We start from the raw sequence: 25387 nt of genomic DNA, 5'->3' as shown, positions 1-25387 counted from the left end.
ATTGCATGCCGTACCTGCGGTGCAGATCAAGTCTGGGGCTCCAGATCATCAGGCCCATCTGGCAACAGTGCGTGCGCAACCCTCGCCAAAATGGTGGGATTGGGTTGATCCAGGTTGTGGGAGGTTCAAATTTGTAATCCGATCAGACGGCATGGGCCATGCTGAAACGCAGGCCGGCCAGAGGCCTTGCATCGATCTGAAATCTCAATCCGGTTTCAAGAGTTCGTCGCACCACTTCTCCTTTGGGAAGTTCAGAATTCAGAAGATGGTATCAGCCGTCAGTGATATGGTCGCGGTCGGGACTATTGAAACTTCCTTGTGAATGGTGCTGACCCGGTTTCGATGGCTTCAATCCTACAGACACTGAAAAGATCAATCCAGGGGAGCCATGGCCGATACCTGGCACCAACATCCTGCTGATGGTGGCCTGCCCCGCGATGGAACCCGCATCGGCCAACCTCCCGCGCATTCTCCAGGAGAACAGCTCCATGAGCGGTGGTTTCGGCCAATGGCATCTCCCCACCGACAACGTTCAGGGAGCCCCGGCTCCTTTCGCTACAGGCCCCAGGGATGGGGATTGGATCCCTGGCGGGCTTCCTCAGCGGTGCCGCAGGCCAGTACGACCCGATCCCCACCCAGGACAAGTGCGGTGGTTCATGGACTCCTCCATCGGCTACGCCGGCGTGGCTCGACAGTTCGCTGAATCGCCGCACCGGTCGAGGCGGACCAGCTCATCAGCGGGGCGGACCGTTGTAGATCAGCTTCTCGACCTGACGGCCGTCCGGGGAGATCTGGATCTCTGTTTCCAGAGTGGGCGGCAGGTCTCGCTCTTGCCAGGTGGGGGGACCACCCAGGAAGCGGAAGATGAAGCCGTCGCTGTCGTTGCTGACCAGGCAGGGGTTGTCCGGGTCAGCTGTGGCGAACATGCAGCTGGCGGGACGGTAGGCCTCGAGCCCTCCGTTGATCTTCACCGCACGGGTACGGGCCGTGTTGATGGCGCGTACCGCTTCGGCCGGCATGCGGTCCTGGGCCTGGATCGGCAGGGTTGTGCACAACAGGGCCGCGAAACCCCCGAGAACGAGGCGGCGGGAAAGGTTTTTAGCTTGGAGTTGCATGGACATCCACAGCAGATACCTTTGCTTTAGGACCAGATCTCCGGACTGGCAAGGTGGAAGGGCAAGTTGTTCACTTCAAGCCGATTCTTTTTTTGACGGGAGCTGACCAGGCACCAGGTGCTTGCTGAGGGAGTGCTGCGCTGTTCCCGTCATGGAAAAATATCGAACCATCATCAACTGATATTGAGGCATTCTTTATCTCAATCCTCCTTTGTCTTGGACCTGGGTCTCGGTCTCCTTTGCCTGACAACTGCTTTTTGCAAGAACAAGTTGTTTGGAATGGACAGCACAGATCCGTCGCTGCCCTGCAGGACGATAAAGAATAGCCCAATATCGACGATTTCGCCTTCTACGGCAAATTCAACATCAAGAATTTTCACCTTATCGCCAATGCCTGCGGGATGACTGAAGAAGATGATTATCGTTGATGTAATATTTGACAAAATTGACCATTGCGCAAAGAAAGCGATTCCAAGAATTGTCAGCATTGATGACAAAAAGAAGATTAGCTCGGATCGCTCAACCCCCCCAGATTGAGAGAAATCCACCAACAATTACAAAGAAGAGTAAAAAGTCCAGAGTCTTTGTGATCACTGTGACTCTGGGCTTTCCGTATGAGTATTTTCGCTGAGCGGCTTTGATCGCTGCAAGTGTGATTCGTCTCGCCACGGCGGAGGCAAGCAAGACGGTAACTGTCTCAAGGATCTGGGTTGTGTATGGTCCCATTTATTTGATTACAATTAATCGAATGATTGTAGGGATATGCTTTTCTATGGCTGCTTCTCTTGGTCACCTGCCCACTTTCAGGGAGGGTGACGGCCTGACCCCGAACAAGCTGCCAACCTTCCGACTCTTCAGGCCTGATCATGGCAGGTTCATCAAGGTGCCTTCAGAGCCTCCCTCAGTCAGATACAGATCAGAGGAAAAGAACAGCCACAGCACACTCAGAAGAAACGCCATACAGAGCCCCTGTCTCGATCAGGGGGGGGCGTCCCGCCAAGTGGTGGAAATTCCGAGGAGTAGCACCGGCGTAGCCGGTGCTGCCTGAACACCGCCTCAGACGTCCGTCGTTGCAGGGGGTGGTAGCGCCCCTCCGAGTGGTGTAACTCAGGAGGTCCTGTGACCCTCTCCGGAGGGTGAACAGGAGCAGTCAGGGGATGACTGCTTGGAAGCTGATTGCGCAGCTCCATTGATCCATTATGAACCCTGATCGCTGAATTGGCAACTCAGCGATCGATGTGTTCTGTGTAGATCGAGGTAGAAGCTGGTGCGCTTCAGCTGATGGTTGCAGCCGGCTGGGCGTTCGGATCTGCATCGGTGAGCTCCAAGGGCTCTTCTGGCTCTGGGATCTTGGCCATGGTGGCCTCAGAGAAGAAGCGGCGACGCTCCAGCTGCCATTCCTCCTGCTGCTCCAGCAGCTGGCTGCCCACCAGGCGCACGATCGCTGGATCATTGGGGAAGATGCCGACCACGTTGGTGCGGCGTTTGATCTCCTTGTTGAGGCGCTCGAGCGGGTTGGTGCTCCAGACCTTGCGCCAGTGCTCCTGGGGGAAGTGCAGGAAGGCCAGCACGTCGTCCCGGGCGGCTTCCATCACGGGCACGGCGCCGGGGAACTGCTTGCGCAGCATCTCGGTGACCCGCTGCCAGTGGGCGCGCACCTGATCTGGAGCCTGGATCACGAACACCGCTTTCATGGCAGCGGCCACCATGTCCTGGCCGGCCTTGGGCACATGGCTCAGCAGGTTGCGCAGGAAGTGCACCCGGCACCTCTGCCAGCTACTGCCCTGGAACATCCGCTTGATCGCTGCCGTCAGGCCCAGGTGGGCATCCGAGATCACCAGGCGGGTGCCGTCGAGGCCACGCTCCTTGAGTGAGCCCAGGAACTGACGCCAGAAGCCCTCCGCCTCGCTGTCGCCCACGGCAATGCCGAGAACTTCGCGGTAGCCGAGGGCATTGATGCCGATCGCCACCACCACCGCCCGCGACACCACCTGCATATTTCGGCCCAGGCGGCCGTGGAGGTAGGTGGCGTCGAGGTAGACGTAGGGAAAGCGGGCATGGTCAAGCGGCCGGCCCAGAAAGGCTTTCACCTGCTCATCGAGCCCCTGGCAGATGCGGCTCACCTCCGATTTGGAGATGCCGCTGGCCCCGCCCAGCGCCTCCACCAGGGCGTCGACCTTGCGGGTGGAGATCCCGCCGGTGTAGGCCTCCATCACCACGGCGTAGAGCGCCTTGTCCACCCGGCGGCGTGGCTCCAGCCAGCTGGGAAAGAAGCTGCCCTGCCGCAACCTGGGAATGGCCAGGCTGAGGTCGCCCACCTGGGTGGTGAGCAGCCGCTCCCGGTAGCCGTTGCGATGGGTGGAGCGCTGATCGGGGCAGCGCTCATGGAGTTGAGCGCCCGTGAGGGCAGAAACCTCGGCTTCCAGCAGGTCCTGGAAACCCCGGCGCACGATCTCTGGGATCAGGGCGCCAGCGGTGGTGCCCTCCATGAGCTGGCTCAGCTCGGAGGCGCCACTATGGGTGAGGGTCATGGTCTGTGTTCGGTTTGGTGGTAGTTCTCCGAACAGGGTCACAGACCGGCCCACCCATTGCCACAGCTGAAATCTGAGGGAGGTGAGCCGTCAGCCCCGGCTACGCCGGGGCTGATCCTCCTGAGTTACACCACTTGCTGGGACGCCGCTCAGGGGGTGGGCAGGTCCGTGACCCTGGTTTGAGAACCACCTCAACCGGACGAACCATGCCCAGACCGGATTCTGGCGCCTCTCCCCTGGCGCCGCACCTCAATGGCAGCAGCGCCGGGCAGCTGATCCCCGAGCTGGTGCGCCAGGGCCTGCAGCAGCTGATCGAGCTCGAGGTCGCGGCCGTGCTCGGCGCGGAGCGCCATGAGCGCACCGACGAGCGGCTCGGCCACCGCAACGGCAGCCGACCCCGCACCCTCACCACCCAGGTGGGCGACATCCCGCTCGCCATCCCCAAACTCCGTGCGGGGAGCTTCTTCCCGACCATCCTCGAGCCCCGCCGGCGGATCGATCAGGCGCTCTATGCGTTGATCATGGAGGCCTGGGTCAAGGGCATCTCCACCCGCAAGGTGGACCCCCTGGTGGCCGCCATCGGCTCCCAGGCCGGCATCTCCCGCTCGGAGGTGAGCCGAATCTGCCAGGGGCTCGACGGCCAGATCCAGGCGTTCCTGGAGCGGCCGCTCGACGGCAGCCGCTATCCGTACCTCTATCTGGATGCCACCTACCTCCACGGCCGGCTGGGCAAGACCCTGCAGGTTTGCTCCCGCGCCGTCGTCGTGGCCATGGGGGTCAATGCCGACGGCCGCCGCGAGCTGCTGGGTCTGCAGGTGGGCGACAGCGAGAGCGAGCCCTTCTGACGGCAATTCCTGGGCGGTCTGAGGCAGCGGGGCCTCACTGGTGTTCGGCTTGTCGTCTCCGACGCTCACGTCGGGCTCACCAAGGCGGTGGGCCGGATGTTCCAGGGCTGCAGCTGGCAGCGCTGCAGCGTGCACTTTGCCCGCAACCTTCTGCAGGCGGTGCCCAGGGCGCAGCAGGAGATGGTGGCCGCCGCACTGCGGTCGGTGTTCACCCAGCAGAGCCGCACTGGCGTGGAGTAGCAGTGGGATCAGGTGGCCGGCGTGCTCTCGCTCAAGTTCCCCAGGGCCGCTGAACTGATGGCCTCGGCCCGGGAGGACGTGCTGGCGTTCCGCCACTTCCCAGCCAGCCACTGGCGCAAGCTGTGGAGCACCAACCTGCTGGAGCGCGTCAACGAGGAGATCAAGAGGCGCACCAAGGTGGTCGGCATCTTCCCGAACGACGCCGCCATCACCCGCCTGGTGGGGGCGGTGCTGCTGGAACAGGACGAGCACTGGCAGCTGGAGGGCCGCCGCATGTTCTCGCTCGATTCGATGGCCGCCATCCCTCCTGCCGCCGATGAGCTTCCGGCAGCGGAGCCGCAGCTCGCCACTACGTCCTGAGGCTCCAGCTCAGGCCCCGGCCAGTCGCCTGGCTCGCCTCCACAGGGCGGGCCGGCAGCGGCTGGCGTCCGGGGCCGGCGCTCCAACGATCGCCACGATGAGCAACCTACTGAACGGATGACTTGACACGTCATTCACGACCGTTCAGTGTGTATAAACGAGACGATTCATCGCCTCGGGAATGACCGCCCGTCATTCCACTCTGTTCACTCTCAAATCAGGGTAATCGGGCCTCGGCTTTTCCACCACTCAAAGGGACGCGACCCGATCAGGAGATTCTGCTGAGCAACTGTTTCGCGAGTGCAGCTGGGCTCCGGTTGAGGCATGACCTCACTCGCCCTCCCGGATCACTGCGATCCAGCGGTCGCCCTTGAACAAACCCTTCCCCCATCTCTCCTCCAGATCCGCCAGGGGTTGAGCGGCTACAGCCTGCTCGGCGCTCAATCCTTGCTGTTTCCGAGTCGACAGACGCTTGCGGGCGCTGGCCAGAATGGTGCGATAGCTCCCCAACTCAACCTTTCCCCCCCCCACGACTCCATGCCCGGGGATGATGCGGGTCTCTGGCCCCGCGAGGGCAAGAACACGGTCCACTCCAGCGATCGCCCCAGAGGCTGCCGCCATGGAAGGCGTCGATGAATGGGTACATGCCGTTCCAGCACCCATCACCTCTGTGAATCACGTTGGCCGTGTTGAAGTGCACGATGGTATTGCCGTCCGTGTGAGCAGCAGGCAGGTGCAACAGGTCGATGGTCCCGTCATCGAGATGCAGCCGCAGTGTGTTCTCGAAGGTGAGCACCGGCAGGGCCAACCTGGCGAACTTGGCATCCACCAGCAAAGGGCCTTCTGAGCCGGTGAGCACCCCGACATTTCCGCCCTCTCCAATGATCATCGCCACGGAACCCCGCCCAGGAGCGGCCGAGACCGTCCCTGGCTCAGCGCTTTGAGCAGCCAGCTGTGGATGACTGACCAGGCCGAGCACCAGAGCCACGAACAACGAACAGGCCAAGTGCAATCCGGACACGGGGACGATGCATGAATGAATCAAGATTGATGAAGTGCCTTATCCAGGACCTTCATGTGTTGTCTGACGTGACCATCCACCGATCAGCAGAACCGTCAGCTCAGAAAGGAATCCAGGAAGCTGAGCGGCCTTGCCATGGTCGCTGAGAAGCCGAGAATGCCACGGTCCCGGTGGCTGTACAGCAGCGTGTCGTCGGCTTCCAGCAGGAAGGTGCCGCCCCGCTGGGTGAGGAAGTCGTCGCGCGGCACGTAGGTGCGCCAGTGACCCAGCACTTCGGTCATGTTGCGCAGTCGCACCGTGGCCAGCTCGAAGGGCCGCTGGAACCCGGTCCCGCCCGCTCTGGCGAAGAATGCCCCCTTGATCGGCGGCAGGGGGCCCGCCTGGATGGTCTCCTCGTCGGCGATCCGCTGGGGAGCGCTGCGATCGCCCGAGTAGCCACGCAACACCTCGGCCAGGGTTCCGGGGGACCCGATGCCGGCGCACATCAGCAGCAGGGTCGGCCATGGCCCGCCGATCTGCCGGAGGCCCTCGTAGAGCCCCAGAGCCCGGTGCAGCTGGGGTTCGTCGTCCACCTGGAGGCATTCAAGTGGAAACCCCGTGAAGGCGCAGAAGCGCTGGCGGCCCGCCTCGTTGCCGATGCCGATCGCCAGCACGGCGATGCCGGCAGTCGCCAGCTGCGGCAGGACCGGGGCCAGGGCCTGGGCGTATTCGAGGCTGTCGAAATCCCCCAGCTGGCTCAGCAGCAGCACGAGTCGGCGCTGGCCGCGCTCCATGCCGGACACTCCCGCCAGCCGCTCCAGCAGGGCAGCGGGTGCAGGCGGTTGTGCCTTGCCGCCGGCTGGATCGGTGGCCGATGGATCGGTGTTCATTGGATCGGAGCTGGGCACAGGCAGCGCGACGCTCAAGGCCGATCCATCGTGGCGCTCTCCAGGAACGCCTCCGCCGCGACGAACAGGCCATTTCGCCGGAGGGGATCCATGCGATCCAGAAGGCGCACATTCATCGAGAGGCGGGGGTTGGCCTGGAAGAAGGCCCGGTGATGATCGATGAAGCGCCAGTAGAGACCGTCCCAGATGTCACACCACGGGCCGCGCTTGAAATCTCCCATCTTGAGGATGTAGTTGGAGCCGCAGATGTAGGGCTTGGTGGCGAAGATGCCGCCATCGCTCATCAGGCCCATTCCGTAGACGTTCGGGCCCATCACCCACTCATAGGAATCCAGATAACGCTCCATGAACCACCTGTGCACCTCCGTCGGCTGGATCTCGCAGAGCAGCATCAGGTTGCTGATCACCATCAGCCGCTCGATGTGATGGTTGTAGCCCGTGCGATTCAGCCGCCGGATCGCCGCATCCAGTGGCGGCAGGCCGGTGCTGCCGTCGGTCCAGCAGGGCGCCAGCCGGCGTCGATGGTTCCAGAAGTTGCTGCCGGCCTGGGTGTCGCCATGCACGAGATCGATGCCGCGCACGAACTCCCGCCAGCCGATCACCTGTCTCAGGAAGCCCTCCAGCGAGGCGATCGGCGCCGGTTGGTCGCACTCCTGCCGCTGCTTCACATGGGCGAGGGTGGCTGCGATCACCATGGCCGGAGAGAGCAGGCCGATGTTGAGCAGGGGAGAGAGCAGGGAATGGTGCAGGGTGCCCAGACGCGCGCTCAGGGCGTCCTCGTAGGGGCCGAATCCGTCGAGGCGGTCCTGCAGGAACCGTTGCAGCCAGGCGTCGGCGCCGTCGTGATCGACGGGAATCCAGAGCTCCCCCGGCACCCCGGGATGGCTGCTGAAGTGGGTGGCGATCAGCTGTCGCACCACCGGTTCATGGGGACTGGTCGCCACAGCCGGCAGCGGTGGTTCCTGGTAGCCCTTCGGCAGCCGGCGGCGGTTCTCGACATCGAAGCTCCAGCGGCCGCCGCTGGGGCTCCCGTCGTCTTCGAGCAGCAGCCCCAGGCGCCGTCGCTGCCGCTCGTAGAACGTCTTCATGAAGGGCCGGCGACGTCCTTCGAACCAGGCCCGACTCTCGGCGGCCGATTCGAGGAACGCGGGTGAGGGCAGCACGGTCAGCCGTACCCCGTGCTCGCGGCAGAACTGCTGCAGCCTCTGCCCGAAGCTGCGGTCGGCGATCTCCGCCACCTGCAGCTCCCGGTCTGCACCCAGCTCTGCCGCCAGCCGCTCCCAGAACGACACACCCGACGAAGCCGGCAGCTCGAAATAGTGCACCGCCAGCCCCCGCTCGTTCAGCGCGTCGCGGAAGCTGCGCATCGCCACGAAGGTGTGGAGCAGGCGCAGCTGGTGGTACCGGTAGGTGGAGGCCACAGCGAGGTCTTCGATCATCAGCACCCGGCTCCCGGGAATGAGCTGCAGCGGCGAGGGGGTGAACCACTCGCGGTGCAGCTGATCGCCCAGGATCAGGGTCAGGACCATCGCTGGCGTTGCGTCTGCTGGAGGTCATAGCGGCACGCTTGACGATTCAGGTCGAAGTGGCACGGCAGTCCTCCAGGGCTGCCCGCACTGGAGCCCATCACCACGTGGAGGGACCGGCCCGGACTCAGCGCAGTGCTCAGGACCATGCCATTCCCCGAGGAGCAGGCCCTGCCCAGCTGATTGAGCCGCAACCGGGGGGTGAGGTCCTGTGCCTGCTGCGCCGGCATCGGCACGAAGCAGGATGAGGACGCCAACCCAATGGTAGTTTGACGGTTCAGGAAAGGATTGATTCTTCGTCTCGGCAGAGCCGATCGATTCGGTGCGGGAGCAGCGTCAGCCGCCATCTCCCGAACAGGCAACCGAACCCAAACCCCGTCACGTCTGCATCGACCCGGCCGGTTCGCCTCCTGCCCATTGATCAGGCGGATCGGTCTTTCGGCAATGACGTGGCCCCATTGCAGGGCAGGGTCGGGGTGAAATCAGCGTTTCCGGAATTCCTTCAGACACGGCCCAGAGACCCGCCCACGCCATGGAACAGATCACCGATGCAGGCCGGAAGGTCGCCAGCGACCTGGCTCGTCAGTACGGCTTCAGCCAGGACGCCGTCACCCACATGATGCTGGCGATGCTGCGTGGCAAAGGCGCCATGGCCCAGTTCGACCATCCTGAATTCGCCGGCTCCGGCCAGTGGATGCGGGGGGGCATGCTGATGATCGGCGACATGTTCAACCACTCCCTCAAGGCGAGGGTGGATGGGCTCTGCCAGGCGATCGCAGCTCAGCTTGGCGGCCACCAGCCCCAACCGGCCAGCGCAGGAAGCTTCCAGGCCCAGAGCAGCGGCGGCTGGGCCGCCCAGTCGTCGCTGCCGGCGATGGCGCCCATGGCTGCAGCAGGAGGCGGGTCGCCCCTGTTCGTGCCGGATCCCCGGGATACATGGTGGCCCGCCGAGCTGGGCGTCCCCGCGGCGCTGGGCAGTCAGAACGACATGAGCTACGCCTTCTTCCCGTCCGCTGGCCGGTTGGCCATTCAGTCGAACGGCCAGGTGTCGGTGTACGACACGGGCCATCATCAGATCGCCGGTCTGTCCCAGCAGCAGGGCTCAGGCGGCACCGTGGTTTTCGCCACCCCGGGCGGCACGGTGAGCCTCTCCAGCCTCACCTCGATGGGCGGCGGCAGCCAGCAGCAATCGGGCCATGGCGGCAGCCAGCAACAGAGCAGCTCCGGCGGCGGGCACCAACAGTCATCGGCCTCCTTCGCCATGGCCCCGATGGCGATGCAGCCGATGCAGCCAATGGCCATGCAGCCGATGCAGCCGATGGCCGGATTCGAGAACTGGTGGCCTGCGGAGCTGGGCAGCCCCAGCGCCACCGGCGCCCAGAACAATCTGCGTTACGCCTGGTTCGCCGAATCGGGCTGCCTGGCCGTGGAGCACGACGGCACCCTCAGCCTGCTGGATGCCCGCGACCATCCGATCAACGGGATCGCCCAGGCCAGCAGCAGCGCCGAGGTGATGTTCTCCACGCCGGATGGCTCCGTCAGTCTTTCGAGCCTGCCACCTTTTTCCCCGAAAGGTCCTTCCGTTGCATCTCCAGCTGCCCCGGCCCCGGCGCCAGCGGTAGTCCAAACCCCCACCTCCAGCGGGGATGTGATCAGCGCCCTGGAACGTCTGGGTGAGCTCATGGCCAAGGGGGTGCTGAGCGAGGCGGAATTCACCGAGAAGAAAAAGGAGCTGCTGAGTCGGTTGTAAGGAACCCGCGGCGGCCGGGTCCCAGGCAGGAGAACCGCAGCCCGATGGAATCGGCAGTCGAGACCGGCGCCGTGGTTGGTGGTGGAGCAAGCGAAGAGGCAGCTTCTGTCAGTTCTCCATCAAGGAGATATGGCCATGGGGATACCTTTACGGAGCGATCGATGTCCCGGAGCTGTGTGCTCACTCAGTCGACTCCTGTCCAGGGTCCTTTCCTGAACATGATGAGTTCTGGAGTTGTCGCGGAATGGCAGTTGGTGCTCGTTCAGATCAGGTTTCGCCACATGTCATTCGTTTCCGGCGACTGCACCGAATCGAAGGAATTGTTGATGTCTCTGGTTTGGATGTAGAGTTTCCTTGAAACGTCGAACGGAAGGCTCGTCATTGCTTGGGATTCAATGTAGGTTATTGCGGGCTATCTTCCAGCAATGCCCGGGGCTCAGGTAGCCCCTGTTGCTAGACTGTGATTGGGAATTCTGAGAGACGTAGCCATGAAGATCAAGCGCTTTATCAATCTGCACAAGGGCGCTACGTTTTTGTTTGTCCTGGGCTTGATGATCGCCTATCAAAATTTTACTTTTGGGCCTTGGATCTATCTTTCTCTGCACGGTACTTATGGAATACTGTGGCTACTGAAAGACAGAATTTACCCTGACAAACAATGGGAGCAGGAGGTCTCATGGTCGACAGGTGTGCTCGGCTTTGGAGTGATAAGCTTATATTGGGTTGCTCCATTCATCCTCATCAGCAGTCGCCTTGAGCCAGCTTTGCCGTTGATCGCGGCGGCAGTGGCGATATGCATCGTAGGAATTTTCCTGCATTACAGCAGTGATGCTCAAAAACATTATACACTTAAATACAAGTCTGGCCTGATTACGGAAGGCTTCTTCGCGCGCTGCCGGAATACAAATTATCTAGGGGAAATTCTGATTTATTTAGCATTTGCGATGATAGCGTCGAGTTGGATTCCCTTCGTCATTCTGGGGGGGGGGTCACTGCCGGCATCTTCATCCCAAATATGCTCAAAAAAGACAAGTCGCTTGAGCGCTACCCTGATTTTGAATCCTACAAAGCTCGCTCAGGACTATTGCTCCCTAAGCTTTTTATTGCCAATTCCTGAGGTGCTCAAGGCGTTGTGCCAATCGTTCGTGGTGCGCTTTGATCCCCTGATCCTGGATCAGCACGGTCACCGCTGAGCTGTGCGTGGCTACTCAGCACCTGCTCGTGGATTGGTGGGGTGGAGTTCAGCTGGGAGCGAGGCGGGAGGGACAATCAAGATCTCCCAGACACAGTCACCATGGACTTCCACGACGCAACCCATCCATGGGGATTCATCCCTGGCGGCCTGTTGTTTGTGGCGCTCGTGCTCCTGACCGCTCATCCCGTACGCGCCGGCGGCACCCTGGCCTCAACCCGCAGATGAGGCACTGGTCGCCTGCTTCGGCAGGAGTTCGGCGGAGGCTGACGCTTTCATTCGCACGGCTCTGGCCGTGGCCCTCTCCGATGGACTGCTCAGCGTGGAGGAAGTGGCCCTGCTCGGGCATTGGGGGGATGTTCTCGGGTCAGGAGAGGAGCAGCTGCTGCACCTTCCGTTGACCAGGAGGGTCCCCAGGCCAGCGCCGATGCCCAGACGCTGCTGCGACACTGCCTCGATGATCTGCAGCCTGATGAGCCGTCGGTCGCCCGATTCCTGATTCGCCTCATCCCCCCACAGTGTCCGCTCAAGCGGGATGTGACCATCGTTGGGAGGAAGCTCCTGCACATTCCACCGATGTGCAGGATCAACCCTCTGGATGAGGACCTGAATGGCCCTGCATTTCCGGGCCTTGTGTTTCCTTGAGCAGGAGGCCAGCTCCACTGAAGAGGCTGATCAGGTTGGCTGAGGGGGAGATCCACCCTTCGAGGCCGGCAGGCATCGGGTTGCCGTGGTCTTGAATTGGAAGGTGGCATCCGCATGGTTTCCGATTTCTCGTCGACCTCTGGTTCTGGTTCACGGGCTGCTCGACAGCCCAGCGGTGTTCAACAAGCTCCGGCAGACGCTGGGAGAGCGACGACCGCATCTGCTGATCCCTGCCCTGCCGCTGCGCTTCGGCCTCACCCCGATCGAACAGGCCGCCGAACTGCTCGGTGGCCACATTCAGGCCACCTTCGGGACGGAGCAGCCGATCGACCTGCTCGGCTTTTCGATCGGTGGCGTCATCGCCCGCACCTGGATCCAGCTGTTGGAGGGACATCAGCGCACACGGCGCTTCATCAGCGTCGGCAGTCCCCAGCAGGGAACGCTCACGGCCCAGCCATGGCCAGGGCGCATCTTCAAGGGCATCGCTGGTCTGAAGTGGGGCAGCGGACTGCTGCAGCGCCTGAACAGCAATCTCGACACCCTCCACGGGATCGAGTGTCACAGCTTCTATTCCGCCATCGATCTGGCCGTGCTGCCTGGATGGCGCGCCGTCCTGCCCGTCGGCGCCCGCACCCCGCTGCCGGTGGCGACGCACCCCCAGCTGCTGAGGGATCAGGCGGCCATCGGGCCCCTGGTCAGGGAATTGCTCAGGCCCTGAGTCCGCCGGGTCAAGGCCAGCTACCCATACTGAGGAGCGCAGGTGGAGCGCTCGATGAGCTGGGTTGGCGTTTCCATGCTGGTGCGCTGGCTGCTGGGCTGGGTCCTGGGACTGCGCTTTCCTGTCCTCCCCGCTGGCTCGCCGCTGGAGCCGCCCTCGGTGTCGGTGCTGATCCCAGCCCGCAACGAGGAGTCGACGCTTCCGCATCTGCTTGATGGTCTCGCCCGGCAGAGCCTCCGGCCCCTGGAAGTGATCGTGGTCGACGACCACTCCAGTGATCGCACCACCGCCATCGCCACCGAGCCCCGCTCCGGTCTGCCCGTCCGTGTGCTGCCCTCGCCATCGTTGCCGCAGGGCTGGTGCGGCAAGACCTGGGCGTTGCACAACGGTGTGCTGGCCAGTCGCGGCGAGCTGCTGGTGTTCCTCGATGCCGACACCGAACCCGGGCCAGAATTCCTCGAGCGGCTGGTGGCGGTCCATCAGCAGCTTGGGGGGCTCGTGTCGGTGCAGCCGTACCACCGCACCGAGAAGGCCTATGAGCAGCTCTCGCTGCTGTTCAACCTGGTGGGCCTGATGGCCGTTCCCCTGGGACCCGCCTGTGGGGTGGCCTTCGGGCCGGCGTTGGCCACCAGCCGCGCCGACTACGACCGCAGCGGCGGTCACGCAGCCGTCGCCGGCAAGGTGGTCGAAGACTGGTTCCTGGCCCATGCCTATGAACAGGTCGATCTGCCCGTGAGTGCTTTCCTCGGCTACGGCCAGATGTCGTACCGCATGTATCCGGGCGGCCTGAACGACATGGTGGTGGGCTTCGACAAGAACTTCGCCACCGCGGCCGGTGAAGTGCGCTGGAGCTGGATGCTGGCGGTGGTGCTCTGGCTCTCCGGACTGTTCTGGGCCGCCTGGTGCCTGCCGGCCTCCCTGCTCGGCTGGCCGCTGGTGGGAGACCATTCCGTGGGCAGCAATGCGCTGGTCTACGCGGCGTATGTGCTTCAGCTGCTGGTGATCACCCGGCCCGTGGGGCGCTTCGCCTGGATCAACCTGCTGTTCCCCATCCCGGTGCTGTTCTTCCTGGGGGTGTTCCTGATGGCGATCCTCAACCTCAAACGGGGCCAGGTGCGCTGGAAGGGTCGCACCTTCAGCACCCGCTGATGGCACTGCCGGGCGGGCTGGTTCCGGTGGCCGCTTCGGCAGGCCTGTGGCTCCTCGGGTCGGTCGTGATCGGAGCGATCGCCAATCGGCTGCCGGATCGGCTGCTGCGCCGGGGGGATCGCGACCAGTGCGACCCGCGGGTGGAGGCCCCGGTGCGGTTCTATGAGTTCTGGCTGGGCATCCGGGTCTGGAAGCGCTGGATCCCCGATGCCGGCAACGCCCTGCCCGGAGGGGTGCGCAAGGCCAGCCTGGCCCGCCGGGACCCGCTGGCGTTGCAGCGGCTGCGCCTGGAGACCCGCCGGGCCGAGCTGGTGCACTGGGCCCTCTGGCCGGTCTGGATGGTCACCGCCCTGTGGCTGCCGCCAGCCGGCGTGCTCGTCAACCTGATCTTCGCGACCCTGTTCAACCTGCCGTGCCTGCTGCTGCAGCGCTACAACCGCCTGCGCCTGGGCCGGACGCTGAGCCGACTGTCCTGCCCTCGCCACCCCGGAGGGAGGCCCTGAACGCTGGTCAACGGCCCACGAACGCCGCCTCCAGCTCCAGCGTCACCGCCAGGCCGTCGTCCTCCACATGCCTGGCCACCACCAGCCGGTGCGCACCGGCCTCGGTCACGAAGCCATCCCGGGCCGGATCGAACGTGGCGCAGGCGCGCAGGGGAACCGCCATGGTGATGCGCCTGCTCGTCCCGGCGGCCAGGTGCAGGCGCTGGAAGGCCACCAGGGTTCGTGCCGGACGCTCCACCTCCCGGGCCGGGGGTTCCAGATACAGCTGCACCACCTCGGCGGCGTCCACATCACCGGCGTTGGTGATGCTGACGCTCGCCTGCAGCTGATCCATCCGGCCATCGGCGCGCTGGAGCACGGCGGTGAGATCGGACGCCGTGAATCGGCTGTAGGACAGGCCGAAGCCGAACGGATAGGTCGCGCCATGGCGGTCCCGCTGCAGGCGGCGGTAGCCATGCCAGAGGTCGTAGACCACCTGCCGCGCCCGGGGTTCGAAGGGCGGCAGGTGGGAGGCCCGGGCTGGCACGGAGAAGGGAAGACGGCCGGACGGCGACACCCGGCCGAGCAGCACATCGGCCAGGGCTGCCCCCCCCTGCTCCCCCGGGTACCAGAGCACCAGCAGGCCCGGAACCAGCCGATGCCAGTCCTCCATGAGCACCGCGCCACCGCCCATCAGCACCACCACGGTGCGGGGATTGGCCCCGGCGACCTGGCGGATCAGGGCCAGCTGATCCGCGGGCAGCGACAGGTCGGTGCGATCACCGGCGGCAAAGTCGCCGCCCGGCCGGGCTGAGGCGAAGCTGGTGATCCAGGCGAACAGGTGAGCCAGGGGACGCCACAGCGGCATCAGCCGGCGCCGCCCCAGCAGGCGCAGCATCCAGCCCGGAGGAGGGACCAGGCGCAGGATCGGGGCGATGTCCCCCGGGTGGATGTGCTCCCCCTCCAGGCGCCAGTCGAGACCGGCCACCACCACGGCGGCATCGCAGCGCGCCGCCAGCTCCGCCGCGGCCTGGGCGCTGCTGCCGCTGGTCTGCTCGATCCGCAGATCCGGCGCGGCTGCCCGCAGGCCATCCAGCGGCGTCACCACCACTCCGGGCAGGGGTCTGGTGTCCGAGGATCCCCGATCCCCCAGGTTCGCGACCGACGCCAGGCGCCCGATCACGGCCAGTGAGCTCAGGCCGGAGAAGGGCAGCACCGGCCCTTCGTTGCGCAGCAGCACGATCGAGCTGGTGGCCGCTTCGCGGGCCAGGGCCCGGTGGCTCCCGCAGGAGCGAAGCGACCTCGGGTAGGTGCCGGGCGGCACACCCAGCTGCACCTGCAGCAGCCGCAGCACCGCCTCGTCGATGCATCGCATCGGCACCCGGCCGTCGGCGACGGCCTCGGGCAGACAACCGGCGAAGACCATGCGGAAGGGCATCTCCAGGTCCTGGCCGGCCAGCAGGGCGGCGACCCCATCACGCACGCCGAAGATGAAGTCGGTGACCACGAAGCCGCGGAATCCCCAGCGCTCCTTGAGGATCCGCCGCAGCAGGGTTGGGTGCTGCCCGCACCAGAGGCCGTTGACCTGGTTGTAGGCACTCATCATCGATCCGGCGCCGGCCTCCACACAGTCGCGGAAGTGGGGGAGATAGAGCTCGTGCAGCACCCGCTCACTGACCTCCACGTCGACCAGGAAACGGGAGCTGTCGATCGAGTTGAGGGCGAAGTGCTTGACGCAGGCCACGGCGTGGCGCTCCAGCCCCCGGGTCATGGCGGCCCCCATGGCGCCCACGTGCACCGGGTCCTCCCCGTAGGTCTCCTGGGCCCTGCCCCAGCCCGGATGGCGGAGGAGGTTGATGCACACCCCCGCCACCCAGTTGGCGCCGAAGGTACGGGCCTCGCGGCCGATGGCCTCGCCGATGCGTTCCTCGAGATCTGGGTCCCAGCTGGCCCCCCGGGCCATCGGCACGGGAAAGGTGGTGGCCCCACCCTCCAGCACCACGCCGCGGGGGCCGTCGACGAAGTGAAGGCCCGTGAGGCCCAGACGGGCAACCTGCGCTGCGGGCCAGGGATGGCGGTGGGAGGCCTGATGCAGGGCGATGTCCGCCATGCCGGACCAGAAGGGGGTGTCACCGTCGAACAGCTTCAGCTTCTCGGCCGTGGTCAGCTCCTCCAGCAGGTCCAGGGCCTGAGCCCGGATCGAGGCGCCGGGGTCCCTCAATACTGAATGCGGATCAGTTGATCGAAGCGGAAGGGGACCGTCTCCTCGGTTCTCGGACCCAGGTCCTGGTTCAGCCTCCTGCTCTCGACTCCCAGGTCGTAACCAGTGGCCTGCGGGTCGCAGTTTCGTGAGCGGAGGTCCTGGCGCTGCTTCTCAGCCAGGGCCTCCATCGATCGGGCGGGGACACGCTCGAGCTGCTTCAGGAGTTGCTCGGACAGCTGAAGGCACGGCTGGGACTGAGCAGAGGCAGGCAGTCCTGGTGCTGCCATGACGACTCCGAGGAGGACCAGGACGCGTTTCAGGACGCCACATCCAGAGGTTCGATTCATTTCACAGGCCATTCTCCCGGACCCTACGGCTCTTCGGCCTGTGATGAGGCTGTCCTCTCGAGAGGCTCCTTGGGCTGGCGACCATCAGTCCCCTCGCCACGGGGAAGAAACCGGGCCAGGGCCGGATCGCAGCCCACCAGGGCCAGGGCTTGGGGTGAGTCGGGCTGAAGCAGCCGGAAATCTTCGAATTCGAAGCCTGGCGCCACGCTGCAGCCCACCAGGACCGCCTCGCTGATCGGTTCCGCCGCCTGCCAGTGTCCGGCTGGGATCACATGGCAGAAGCTGTTGGCTTCAGCCGACAGCGTGATGCAACTGGGGCCGTGGCTTGTGCCATCCCAGCTGTAGAGATTCAGGCCCGTGCCCCGGTAGAGATTCCAGACTTCATCGGCGGCCACCTGATGAAACAGGCTGCGTTCACCTTCCCGCAGTTCGAAATAAATATGGGTGAGCGCGACGCGATCTGTTGTCGTGGTGGAGCCCACACGCGTGGTTGATCGGAACACCTCTCGGAATCGGCCTCCTTCGGGGTGATCGATCAGATCCAGGGGTTGCATGGAATTTTCGGATGTGACTCAACCTAGGTCGGTGCTGCCGCTGCGCAGCTCTCGAGGCCATGGCCCTAGGGTTTGGGCCCTCCGACCCCACCTCTTGATGCAGAGCTCGATGCGACCGGCCGGTGGTGATGGACCAGGGGCTGGCTTTCAGCTGATCGCGGCCGTGGCCGTGGCGCTGGTGATCCTGCTCACCCAGACCATCTTCATCGTCCCGGCCGGCAACGTGGCCGTGGTCACCACCCTGGGGCGGGTGACCGGGGGCCAGCGCAGCCCGGGGCCCAACATCAAGGTGCCGCTGATTCAGGCCACCTCCTTGTTCGATGTGCGCACCCAGGTGCGGCCTGAGCAGTTCTCCACACTCACCAAGGATCTGCAGGTGATCGAGGCCACCGCCACGGTGAAGTACTCGATCAAGCCGCAGGAAGCAGGCCGGATCTTCGAGACAATCGCCACCGAAAACCAGCAGATCTATCCTCGGATCATTCAGCCATCGCTGCTGAAAGCGCTCAAATCTGTGTTCTCCCAGTACGAGCTGGTGACCATCGCTACCGAGTGGAACAGCATCTCCGAGCTCGTTCAGGACATGGTGGCTCAGGAACTGAGCAAGTTCGACTACGTGAAAGTCCAGGGACTCGACCTCACCGGATTGCAGATCGCCGAGGAATACCGTTCGGCGATCGAGCAGAAGCAGATCGCCGATCAACGGCTCCTGCGCGCCCAGACCGAAGTGAAGATCGCCGAGCAGGAAGCCAAGCGCTACCAGATCCTCAACTCCAGCCTGGATGATCAGGTGCTCTTCAAGCTCTTCCTCGACAAATGGGACGGGCAGACCTCCGTGGTTCCGGCCCTGCCGGGCACGGTGGGCAGCGGCACACCGGTGATCGTCAACGGCCGCCGCTGATGGTGGGCGCCAGCCGGTGCTCAGCACGGCCCCGGCTCAGTCGTAGCGGCAGGCCGGGGTCAGCCCCGGCACCGTGAATTCCTGGAACCAGAGAAAGTCGCGGCTGCGCCAGCCGAGGTCGAACGGGGCCGTCGAGGCCCATTCCCCCTCCTCCAGCTGAAAGTGCGACTTCAGGTAGGCGGGCACCAGGGCTTCCACCTCCTGCTGCCCTTCGCTCTCCTCATCGGCAAAGAGCTGATCGAGGTAGAGGACCGCAAAGATCGCGGCCTCCTCATCCACCACCACCACCTCGAACGGTCCGTCCTCGGCAGGCAGGGGCGTGACCTCGAAGAACTCATCCCGCTCCAGTGGATCCTCCGGTGCCTTCTCCATCAGGGCCGTCAGGGCCTTCTTGAAGCGCTCAAGGGTCACGGGATCGGCTGCGGCAGGTCCTGCATCCTCGCCCTGCCCCCCAGGCCCCAGAGCCAAAGCGTTACAGCCAGCCCATGCAGCAGCACCGGCGGCCAGACGGAGCCGGTGGCCCCGTAGGCCAGCACACAGGCTGCTCCCAGCAGGGCGCACTGCATCAGGAAGCGACCATCGCGGAACAGCCCACGCCCAGGCGGGTACCAGCAGCGGGCCGCCAGGGGGTGATACAGCACGAACAGACCGACGCTGAGGACTCCCCAGGCCACGGCGCCGGCCAGTGAGCCCCCCTCGAGCGGATGGGGCAGCAGGGCCACCCGGAACACAAGTTCCTCCCCCAGGGCCGGCATCAGCAGCAGGCCTGGAATGGCCCTCAGCGCCGGACCGAACGCCTCCAGCCTCCAGGGGCTGAGAAAGCCCGACCGCCAGCCCAGCGGCAGGGCCAGCGCCGCGTAGATCGCCAGGATCGCCAGAGCGCGGCCCAGGGCGGCTGGACCCAGGGGCGCGAACAGGGCATCGCTGAAACGCCGCAGCAGGATGGAGAGCATCGGGATCTGACCCAGCAGCAGAGTGGGGGCCAGGGGCTCGATCGTGGTGTCGCCTCCAGCCAGCTGGTTGCTGCGCAGGAACCAGAGGCTGGCACCGTGCTGCAGGAACACCCGCGCCATGTCGTCGTGAGCGCGGCGGGGCAGCATCGAGCGCCAGCTCATCAGGGCGTCGAGCCCCGTCTCGCCGCGCACGAACGTCTCACCCGCCACCACTGATGCGTTATGGCGCCAGTCGGATCGCACCGTGCCGAAGGGGGTGAGCAGCTGGTCGAGGGAGGACGAGAGACGCGCCAGCTGGCGGATGGCCCTGCTGGCGCTGTCCTGGGGATGGAGCTGGAGCCAGCGGCGCAGCCCCGGGTCCTCCGCTGCCCGGCGGCGCAGGCGATCGATGGCGATGTAGAGGGCCTGGCTGGAATCCTGCACGCAGGAGGTGGACGGGGTCACCGTGGAGACTCCGGTGCCATCACCGCTGCGGTAGCGGGCCATCAGCACCTCAGCCTGGATCGCCAGCTCCCGCAGCAGCGAGAGGGGGCGCCCGTCCACCGTCAGGTCGTCGAAGGGCTGCAGCTTGATCAGCACATCGGAGATCGGCCGTGAGCCCATCCAGCCCCGTTGCAGGTCGCCGCTGAAGGCGGTCCAGTCCTGGGTTCCCGAGACAATGCCGTTCGGGTTGTTGGCATAGATCTGGTGATAACGCAGATCGAAGCGCGGCTCGCCGGTGATGGCATCGCTCACCACCCGCGCTTCCCCGAAGGCGAAGTGGCCGGTCACGGTGAAGCCGCTGATCCGCTCTCCCCCGGGCCCGCCGATGCCGCCGAAGCTGTGGATCAGCAGGGCCCGATCCCCCGGCCGCCAGCGCTCACCCACCGGCCCAGTGGTCTGTCTGGAGGGGCCGGATCCAGCGGGCTCCAGCAGCACCCGCCGGATCCGGCCCCGTTGCCGGGGGGTGTCGGCCCAGTTGCCGTGCAGGATGTAGGGAATTCCCTGACGGGCCGCGGGCAGCACGGCATCGGGATGGAGCCGGTGCAGGGCCCTTGGCCTGATGGCCTGAACCGTGAACAGCCCCTCGGCGTCGGGAGCCCCGTAGAGGTACCACCCCTGAGCTCCCAGGGGATTCGAGCTGAACCCCCGGGGCGTGGAGATCCAGCGGCCGAAGCGGTCACGCGGCTGCTGGGGGACACGCACCACGTCCTCGGGGCCGCTGAAGTCTCCCCGGCTCGGGCTCCAGTGGCGCACCCGGAAGTGATCGGGCTCCTCGCCAACGGGGCCAAGGATCTCTCCCAGGCCCACATAACGGCCGGTGATCTGCAGCGGGGGTCGGCCGATGCTCAGCCGGGTGGAGCCATCTGTCTCCGGCGTCAGCTCCACCTCCTCGAGCTGCACGATCAGATCGTCGTTGGGGCGGGCCCCCGCCAGCGACTGCAGCGGACCCACCCGCAGGCGACCATCCAGCCGCCGGGGAAGGAGGTTGCCCTGCTCCTCGAGCTCCTGCGCCGCAGGAGCGAAGCGCACATCGGTGCTCACCCGCTCCACCAGCTCCCGCAGGGCCGGCCGCTCAGCCCACTCCAGGCGCAGCACCTGCCCCTCCAACTCCCGGGCCATGGGCGGAGCGTGCTCGATCTCGATCCAGACCCAGTCGCCGGGGTCCCGGTCTGTCTCGGAGCTGCCGGGCAGGATCAGCCGCCCGATCCAGTCGGCGTGGGCCTGGTACAGGCGCGGATCGGGGCGCTGGTCGAGTGGGTAGTGGCTGGGTCGGTTGAAGGAGGCGGCCTGGGCCAGGGCGTAGCTGCTGCCGGTGGCGGGGGCGCCGGCCACGGAGGGAGCCAGCAGCTGCGACACGGCGAGGGTCAGGAGCAGCAGGAGGGGGAGCAGGGGCCAGAGGCCACGCCGCTGCCGTGGCCTCTGGGAGGAGGTGGATGTCATGGCCGGGGGCTCAGTGGCCGTGGCGCCACCTCCAGCTGGGCGGCGCCGCAGTGGCTGCAATAGGGAAGATGTCGGTGGGTGGGCTCGAGGCAGTGGACGCAGGCGCGGAACTGGGCATAGCCGCAATGGGGGCAGTGGCGGCCACCGCTGGGGAGCCTGCGGCCGCAGTGCAGACAGCGGCCGCGCTGAACCCGCTCCGCAGCCTGCAGCCTCGGGTTGAACACCAGGGCCTGCAGCAGCCTGATCAGGGCGAAGCCCACCAGCGGAACCGCCAGCAGGTAGAGGTAGTTCACGAGGAAGCGCAGGTTGCCGGCGATCGCTCGCACCGCCGCCAGCAGCAGCTCGAAGAGCGCACCGACCTGAGCCGCTTCGGCCAGCTTCAGCAGCAGCGGGATCAGGGAGATCACCAGCAGGTGCCAGCTCACCAGCGCCAGCAGGCCATGGCCCCGGCGCAGGGCGTGGCGGTGGATCAGCAGGCTCAGCAGCACGAGCGGCATCAGGAAGAGGCCCTGCAGCAGCAGGCGCTGGCTGGGAGCCCAGAACTCGGCCCTCGCGAAGGCCCGCTCCATCGCCTCGTAGCCGCTGCTGCGGTTCAGGAACCTCAGAAACGACTGACTCTCCCTGGCCTCCAGCAGCTGCTGGTTGAGGGTGACCACCTCGGCGCGCAGGGCACCGATGCGGGCGTTGTTGGCGTCGATCTGCCGTCGGGCCTGGGAGGCCGGCACCTCCTGGATGGACCGGGAGTCAGGCTGACCGGCGATCCGCTCCAGCAGGCTGGAGTCGTACTGGGAGCGGATCGCGGCGTTCCGCTGCTCCAGCCTGGTGATGTCGGTTTCGGCCGCATCCAGCTCCCTCTGCCACTGGCGCAGCTCCGGTTGAGCGGCGATGCGGTCCTGATGGCCGGCGAATTCCAGGCAGAGGGGGGAAACACGGCCGAGGTGGTCACGGCTGGCCTCGAGGGCCCTGGCGCGAACGCTCGGATCGGGGGCGGAAGCCTGCGGCTCGCCTGGTCCACGGCGCGGAATGGCCCGGCGCAGAATCGCCAGGTCCCGCTCCCGCCGGTCGCTGTCGCCGTCCCGGTACAGGCTCCACTCGGCCTGACAGGGAAAGGCCTGCTGAGGGCTCAGGGGCCACTCCGCGATGGCGGCCATGCCACTGAAGATGTTGACCAGCAACACCAGATCGACCAGCACGATCACCAGCAGGCTGGCCTTGTTCAGGGGCTCGCCGTTCAGGGTTCCCGAACGCTGCAGCAGTTCCCTGATCGACCGCCCCAGCCGGCGCCAGGCGCGGGTCAGGAGGGCGCTGAACGGGAATCCTTGCGGCATCGGCACTGCGCTAGGGCCAGAGGGTCAGCGTCGCAGGCACCGCGTCGAGCCGCCAGAGCTGGGCCCGGCGGCGCAGCAGCTCCTGCCCCACGATCGCTTTCACCCCCAGGCTTGTGAAGATTGGGTTGGCCGTCACGATGGCCTCGACCGGCCGGCCTGGATCGCCCCCTGGCAGAGCCAGGCCCGAGAGGGGCTGAAGGCGAGCCGACTGCTCGCCGCAGAACCCCGCGAGCCTCAGAGCCCTGGCCGGTGCCAGCGGCTGCAGCCGCGCCGCCAGTCCCGCCGTGATGAACAGCCCCTCGGCGCCGGTGTCGGCCAGGGCGAATTCCGTGCCCCGGGGTGTAGCCAGGGGCAGCAGCGGCACCCCCTCGCGCCAGACCAGGGGCAGGCTGGCGGCGGTCCCGGCACTGGCACTACGGCGAAAACGCCCGGCATCGGCGAGGGCCAGCGCGCCGATGCTCAGGCGCTGCCCGTGGGGGTCGATCCAGAGCGGCTGCTGACGCAGCTGCGGAGCCCCCAGAACACCGTCGATTCCTGGAGGCAATCCCGCCACGGGCAGCACCAGGGCCTCCACGCCGCTGAGCCGAAGCCGTTCGCCGCCAGCGGCAAGCACCAGTTCGGGCAGCTTCACCCGCCCGGGCTTCAGGTCCGGGCAGCCTTCTCCGGCCCCGGCGAGCGTGAAGGACTTCGGATCCACGGGCCGGCCCACGAGCTTCAGCCGCCGCATCAGCTCGGGGCTCACCAGGGTGGTGGAGGCCCCGGTGTCGAGCAGCAACCGCACAGGGCCGCCTTCACTCCGGAGGCTGAGCACGGGGGTGTCACCGCCGCTGGCCCGCTCCAGGGGGACGTTCACCTGGCCGCTGATCCGCCCGGAGGCCAGGGGCGGCCCACCCAGCTGGATCAGGGCCGCTGCTGGGCAGGGCGCCATGGAGACAGGGGAAGCCGCCGCGGGTTGCAGGCCAACGAGCCCCAGCCCCAGAGCCAGCCCCAGCGCGGCAGCCCTGCTGCTCATCGGCCGTCGGCGCGGCGAAGGGTGACCGCCAGGGCCCCATCGGGCCTCCGCAGCTCCAGCCGGTTCGCCTCGATCTGCCAGTGGCCGGCGGATTCAAGGGCGCTCAGAAACTGGATCTCCTGCTCCATCACTCCCCGGGGCCGCACGCAGATCCTGCGGGTCGCCGCCGGTGGTCCCACCTGAATCGTTCCCTGGCCGAGCACTGCCGTTGCGGTGTAGCGGTTGCATCCAGCCGTTCCCGCCAGCCGCCCGCGCGCGCTGAGCTCCAGGCTGAGGGTGGTCCCCGTCAGAGGGCTCACCACCGCCTGTTTGCCGTTGTTGAGCCCTCTGACGATCCAGAGGGCGCCGGCGATCTCCTGGGGCTGGGGCCTGAAGCGGGCCACAGGAGTGCCATTGGCGGCCATCAGCTCCAGCTGGCCGTTGCGGAGGCTGTAGCCCCTGGCCGCCGTGAGGGCTGCTCTGAACGACTCGGCCTGACGCATCAGCCTCTCGGGGCAGGCCATCTGGGTGGAGGGGCCCTCTGCGCTCACCCGGAAGACGGAGCCCCTGATCAGCACGGAAGCGGCATAGCGGTTGCAGCCGTCGCTGCCGCTGATGCGGCCGTTCTCCAGCCGCATGGTCGGAGCCGGCGGCAGCACCGCGCGCTGCCCCGGAATCGACTCCAGCAGCCAGGCACTCCCCTCCAGGGGCGATGGCCGGGAATAAGCCGGCGGCGGGCTGACCGTGACGGTCAGCAGGGCCCCCAGGGCCAGAGCGAGCGATGCTGCTGCGCTGCGTCCGGTCACCTCAAGCACCACCGACGGCCGTCCCCATCCTGGTGCCCAGCAGCACCAGAAGCAGCCCGATGACCGTGATGGGGTGGATGGCCTCTCCCAGCACCAGGGCTGCACTGATCACCGCCACCACGATCGTCAGCGATCCCCACAACGACACCTGGGCCACACTCCAGTGGCGGTAGGCCTGGCGCAGGGCCAGTTCACTGCCCAGGGACAGCCCGAGTCCATAGATCACGATCACCCCCACCACCCAGGCGGCATTGAGCAGGTGGAAATGGGTGGGTCCGAACAGGATCAGGGCCAGGGCGCCGAACACCAGGGCCGAGATCGTGGTGGTGAGCCCAACCGTGAGGGCGGCCGGCCAGCCACGCCGAGCGATGGCGCGGCCGCTCACTCCGGCGCCCGCGAAGGCGACCACTCCCACCAGCGCCCAGATCACCCCCCGCAGTTCATCCATCGGTCCACCCATGCCGGCCATCGCCAGCTGGGGCAGCAGCAGCCCGAGCACGATCAGCCCGAAGCTCAACCAGAAGCCCCGTGGCAGCGTTTCCCCCAGCAGACGCCTGGCCAGCAGTGCCGACAGCGGCAGCACCAGGGCGAACAGCAGGGTCTGGCTGATCACCGAAAGGGCTTCCAGGGCGAAGTAGAAGGCCACGGGTCCGAGGATCAGACCGAGCACCGTGTCCAGCATCAGCAGACGGCGATCGGCCCCCTCCAGCCTGGCCAGGAGCAACGGCAGCCCCTGATGTCCGGGCAACAGCACCGTGAGGCCCACGATCAACTGGGCCACGAAGTAGACGTTGCAGAAACTGATCGGGTTCTCGCCACCGATCGGGTGAGACGCCCCGAAGGCCTGCAGCCCTTTCAGGGCGGTGGCGTTGAGCCCCTTGAGCACCACGTACAGCAGCAGCGGTAACCAGGCCATGGTT

22 protein-coding genes and 1 pseudogene are annotated in these 25387 nt (G+C 65.9%); 9 read left to right on the top strand and 14 right to left on the bottom strand.

The window, feature by feature from the left end; genetic code table 11:
* Positions 1-734 precede the first annotated feature (734 nt).
* The 3 genes from I1E95_RS01375 to I1E95_RS01365 form a co-directional block, all read right to left on the bottom strand.
* Positions 735-1115, bottom strand: coding sequence for a hypothetical protein (locus I1E95_RS01375; protein ID WP_197164720.1), 381 nt, complete (start codon positions 1113-1115; stop codon positions 735-737).
* Between the two features lie 200 nt (positions 1116-1315).
* A complete protein-coding gene (locus I1E95_RS01370) occupies positions 1316-1663 on the bottom strand; it encodes a mechanosensitive ion channel domain-containing protein (protein WP_197164718.1) in 348 nt (115 codons plus the stop codon).
* Between the two features lie 726 nt (positions 1664-2389).
* Positions 2390-3646: an IS256 family transposase gene (locus tag I1E95_RS01365; RefSeq protein ID WP_197161565.1), complete on the bottom strand. Its 1257-nt coding sequence runs from the start codon at positions 3644-3646 to the stop codon at positions 2390-2392.
* 206 nt (positions 3647-3852) lie between these two features.
* Here I1E95_RS01365 and I1E95_RS01360 point away from each other — a divergent pair.
* Together I1E95_RS01360 and I1E95_RS01355 are read left to right on the top strand one after the other, a co-directional pair.
* Positions 3853-5091: pseudogene (locus I1E95_RS01360) on the top strand (IS256 family transposase).
* A gap of 619 nt (positions 5092-5710) precedes the next feature.
* Complete coding sequence (locus tag I1E95_RS01355; RefSeq protein WP_197164716.1) at positions 5711-5938, top strand: hypothetical protein; 228 nt, start codon at positions 5711-5713, stop codon at positions 5936-5938.
* Between the two features lie 269 nt (positions 5939-6207).
* Here the strand turns inward: I1E95_RS01355 and I1E95_RS01350 are convergent, their stop codons facing one another.
* Together I1E95_RS01350 and I1E95_RS01345 are read right to left on the bottom strand one after the other, a co-directional pair.
* On the bottom strand, positions 6208-6885 hold the full coding sequence (locus I1E95_RS01350; RefSeq protein WP_197166946.1) for a peroxiredoxin-like family protein: 678 nt from the start codon (positions 6883-6885) through the stop codon (positions 6208-6210).
* A gap of 128 nt (positions 6886-7013) precedes the next feature.
* Positions 7014-8528: a cryptochrome/photolyase family protein gene (locus tag I1E95_RS01345; RefSeq protein WP_197164714.1), complete on the bottom strand. Its 1515-nt coding sequence runs from the start codon at positions 8526-8528 to the stop codon at positions 7014-7016.
* A 529-nt stretch (positions 8529-9057) separates the two neighbouring features.
* On the opposite strand from I1E95_RS01345, the gene I1E95_RS01340 reads away from it, so the two are divergent.
* From I1E95_RS01340 to I1E95_RS01315, 6 genes are all read left to right on the top strand, one after another.
* Complete coding sequence (locus tag I1E95_RS01340) at positions 9058-10275, top strand: SHOCT domain-containing protein (protein ID WP_197164712.1); 1218 nt, start codon at positions 9058-9060, stop codon at positions 10273-10275.
* A 488-nt stretch (positions 10276-10763) separates the two neighbouring features.
* On the top strand, positions 10764-11468 hold the full coding sequence (locus I1E95_RS01335; protein WP_231594777.1) for a DUF1295 domain-containing protein: 705 nt from the start codon (positions 10764-10766) through the stop codon (positions 11466-11468).
* A 347-nt stretch (positions 11469-11815) separates the two neighbouring features.
* Positions 11816-12112: a Mo-dependent nitrogenase C-terminal domain-containing protein gene (locus I1E95_RS17215; RefSeq protein ID WP_197164710.1), complete on the top strand. Its 297-nt coding sequence runs from the start codon at positions 11816-11818 to the stop codon at positions 12110-12112.
* 175 nt (positions 12113-12287) lie between these two features.
* Positions 12288-12830: a triacylglycerol lipase gene (locus I1E95_RS01325; protein WP_231594776.1), complete on the top strand. Its 543-nt coding sequence runs from the start codon at positions 12288-12290 to the stop codon at positions 12828-12830.
* A gap of 75 nt (positions 12831-12905) precedes the next feature.
* Positions 12906-13979 (top strand): glycosyltransferase family 2 protein, encoded by a 1074-nt coding sequence (locus I1E95_RS01320; protein WP_231594775.1) that lies wholly within the window; start codon positions 12906-12908, stop codon positions 13977-13979.
* Positions 13979-14482 (top strand): hypothetical protein, encoded by a 504-nt coding sequence (locus I1E95_RS01315; protein WP_197164706.1) that lies wholly within the window; start codon positions 13979-13981, stop codon positions 14480-14482. Before I1E95_RS01320 ends, I1E95_RS01315 begins: the two co-directional genes overlap by 1 nt.
* Before the next feature lie 7 nt (positions 14483-14489).
* Here I1E95_RS01315 and I1E95_RS01310 read toward each other — a convergent pair whose 3' ends face one another.
* From I1E95_RS01310 to I1E95_RS01300, 3 genes are all read right to left on the bottom strand, one after another.
* Positions 14490-16682 (bottom strand): beta-glucosidase, encoded by a 2193-nt coding sequence (locus tag I1E95_RS01310; RefSeq protein WP_197164704.1) that lies wholly within the window; start codon positions 16680-16682, stop codon positions 14490-14492.
* A complete protein-coding gene (locus tag I1E95_RS01305) occupies positions 16679-16852 on the bottom strand; it encodes a hypothetical protein (RefSeq protein WP_197164702.1) in 174 nt (57 codons plus the stop codon). The genes I1E95_RS01310 and I1E95_RS01305 overlap by 4 nt, the downstream gene beginning before the upstream one ends.
* Positions 16853-17034: 182 nt before the next feature.
* On the bottom strand, positions 17035-17565 hold the full coding sequence (locus tag I1E95_RS01300; protein WP_197164700.1) for a cupin domain-containing protein: 531 nt from the start codon (positions 17563-17565) through the stop codon (positions 17035-17037).
* 97 nt (positions 17566-17662) lie between these two features.
* Here I1E95_RS01300 and I1E95_RS01295 point away from each other — a divergent pair, with 97 nt between their 5' ends.
* A complete protein-coding gene (locus I1E95_RS01295) occupies positions 17663-18466 on the top strand; it encodes a prohibitin family protein (RefSeq protein WP_197164698.1) in 804 nt (267 codons plus the stop codon).
* 36 nt (positions 18467-18502) lie between these two features.
* Here I1E95_RS01295 and I1E95_RS01290 read toward each other — a convergent pair whose 3' ends face one another.
* Genes I1E95_RS01290 through I1E95_RS01265 form a run of 6 tightly spaced genes read right to left on the bottom strand, consistent with a single transcriptional unit; the run spans position 18503 to position 25383 of the window.
* Complete coding sequence (locus tag I1E95_RS01290; protein ID WP_197164696.1) at positions 18503-18877, bottom strand: hypothetical protein; 375 nt, start codon at positions 18875-18877, stop codon at positions 18503-18505.
* Positions 18874-21342 (bottom strand): type II CAAX prenyl endopeptidase Rce1 family protein, encoded by a 2469-nt coding sequence (locus I1E95_RS01285; RefSeq protein ID WP_231594774.1) that lies wholly within the window; start codon positions 21340-21342, stop codon positions 18874-18876. Before I1E95_RS01285 ends, I1E95_RS01290 begins: the two co-directional genes overlap by 4 nt.
* On the bottom strand, positions 21339-22670 hold the full coding sequence (locus I1E95_RS01280; protein ID WP_197164694.1) for a zinc ribbon domain-containing protein: 1332 nt from the start codon (positions 22668-22670) through the stop codon (positions 21339-21341). The genes I1E95_RS01285 and I1E95_RS01280 overlap by 4 nt, the downstream gene beginning before the upstream one ends.
* Before the next feature lie 10 nt (positions 22671-22680).
* Positions 22681-23682, bottom strand: a complete 1002-nt coding sequence (locus I1E95_RS01275) for a retropepsin-like aspartic protease (protein ID WP_197164692.1) — start codon at positions 23680-23682, stop codon at positions 22681-22683.
* Complete coding sequence (locus I1E95_RS01270) at positions 23679-24467, bottom strand: META domain-containing protein (RefSeq protein ID WP_197164690.1); 789 nt, start codon at positions 24465-24467, stop codon at positions 23679-23681. Before I1E95_RS01270 ends, I1E95_RS01275 begins: the two co-directional genes overlap by 4 nt.
* Position 24468: 1 nt before the next feature.
* Positions 24469-25383: a DMT family transporter gene (locus I1E95_RS01265; protein WP_197164688.1), complete on the bottom strand. Its 915-nt coding sequence runs from the start codon at positions 25381-25383 to the stop codon at positions 24469-24471.
* Positions 25384-25387 lie beyond the last annotated feature (4 nt).

Origin of the sequence: Synechococcus sp. CBW1107, from assembly GCF_015841355.1 — a bacterium.
GTDB lineage: Bacteria > Cyanobacteriota > Cyanobacteriia > PCC-6307 > Cyanobiaceae > Regnicoccus_A.
This window is presented reverse-complemented; position numbering and strand designations above follow the sequence as displayed.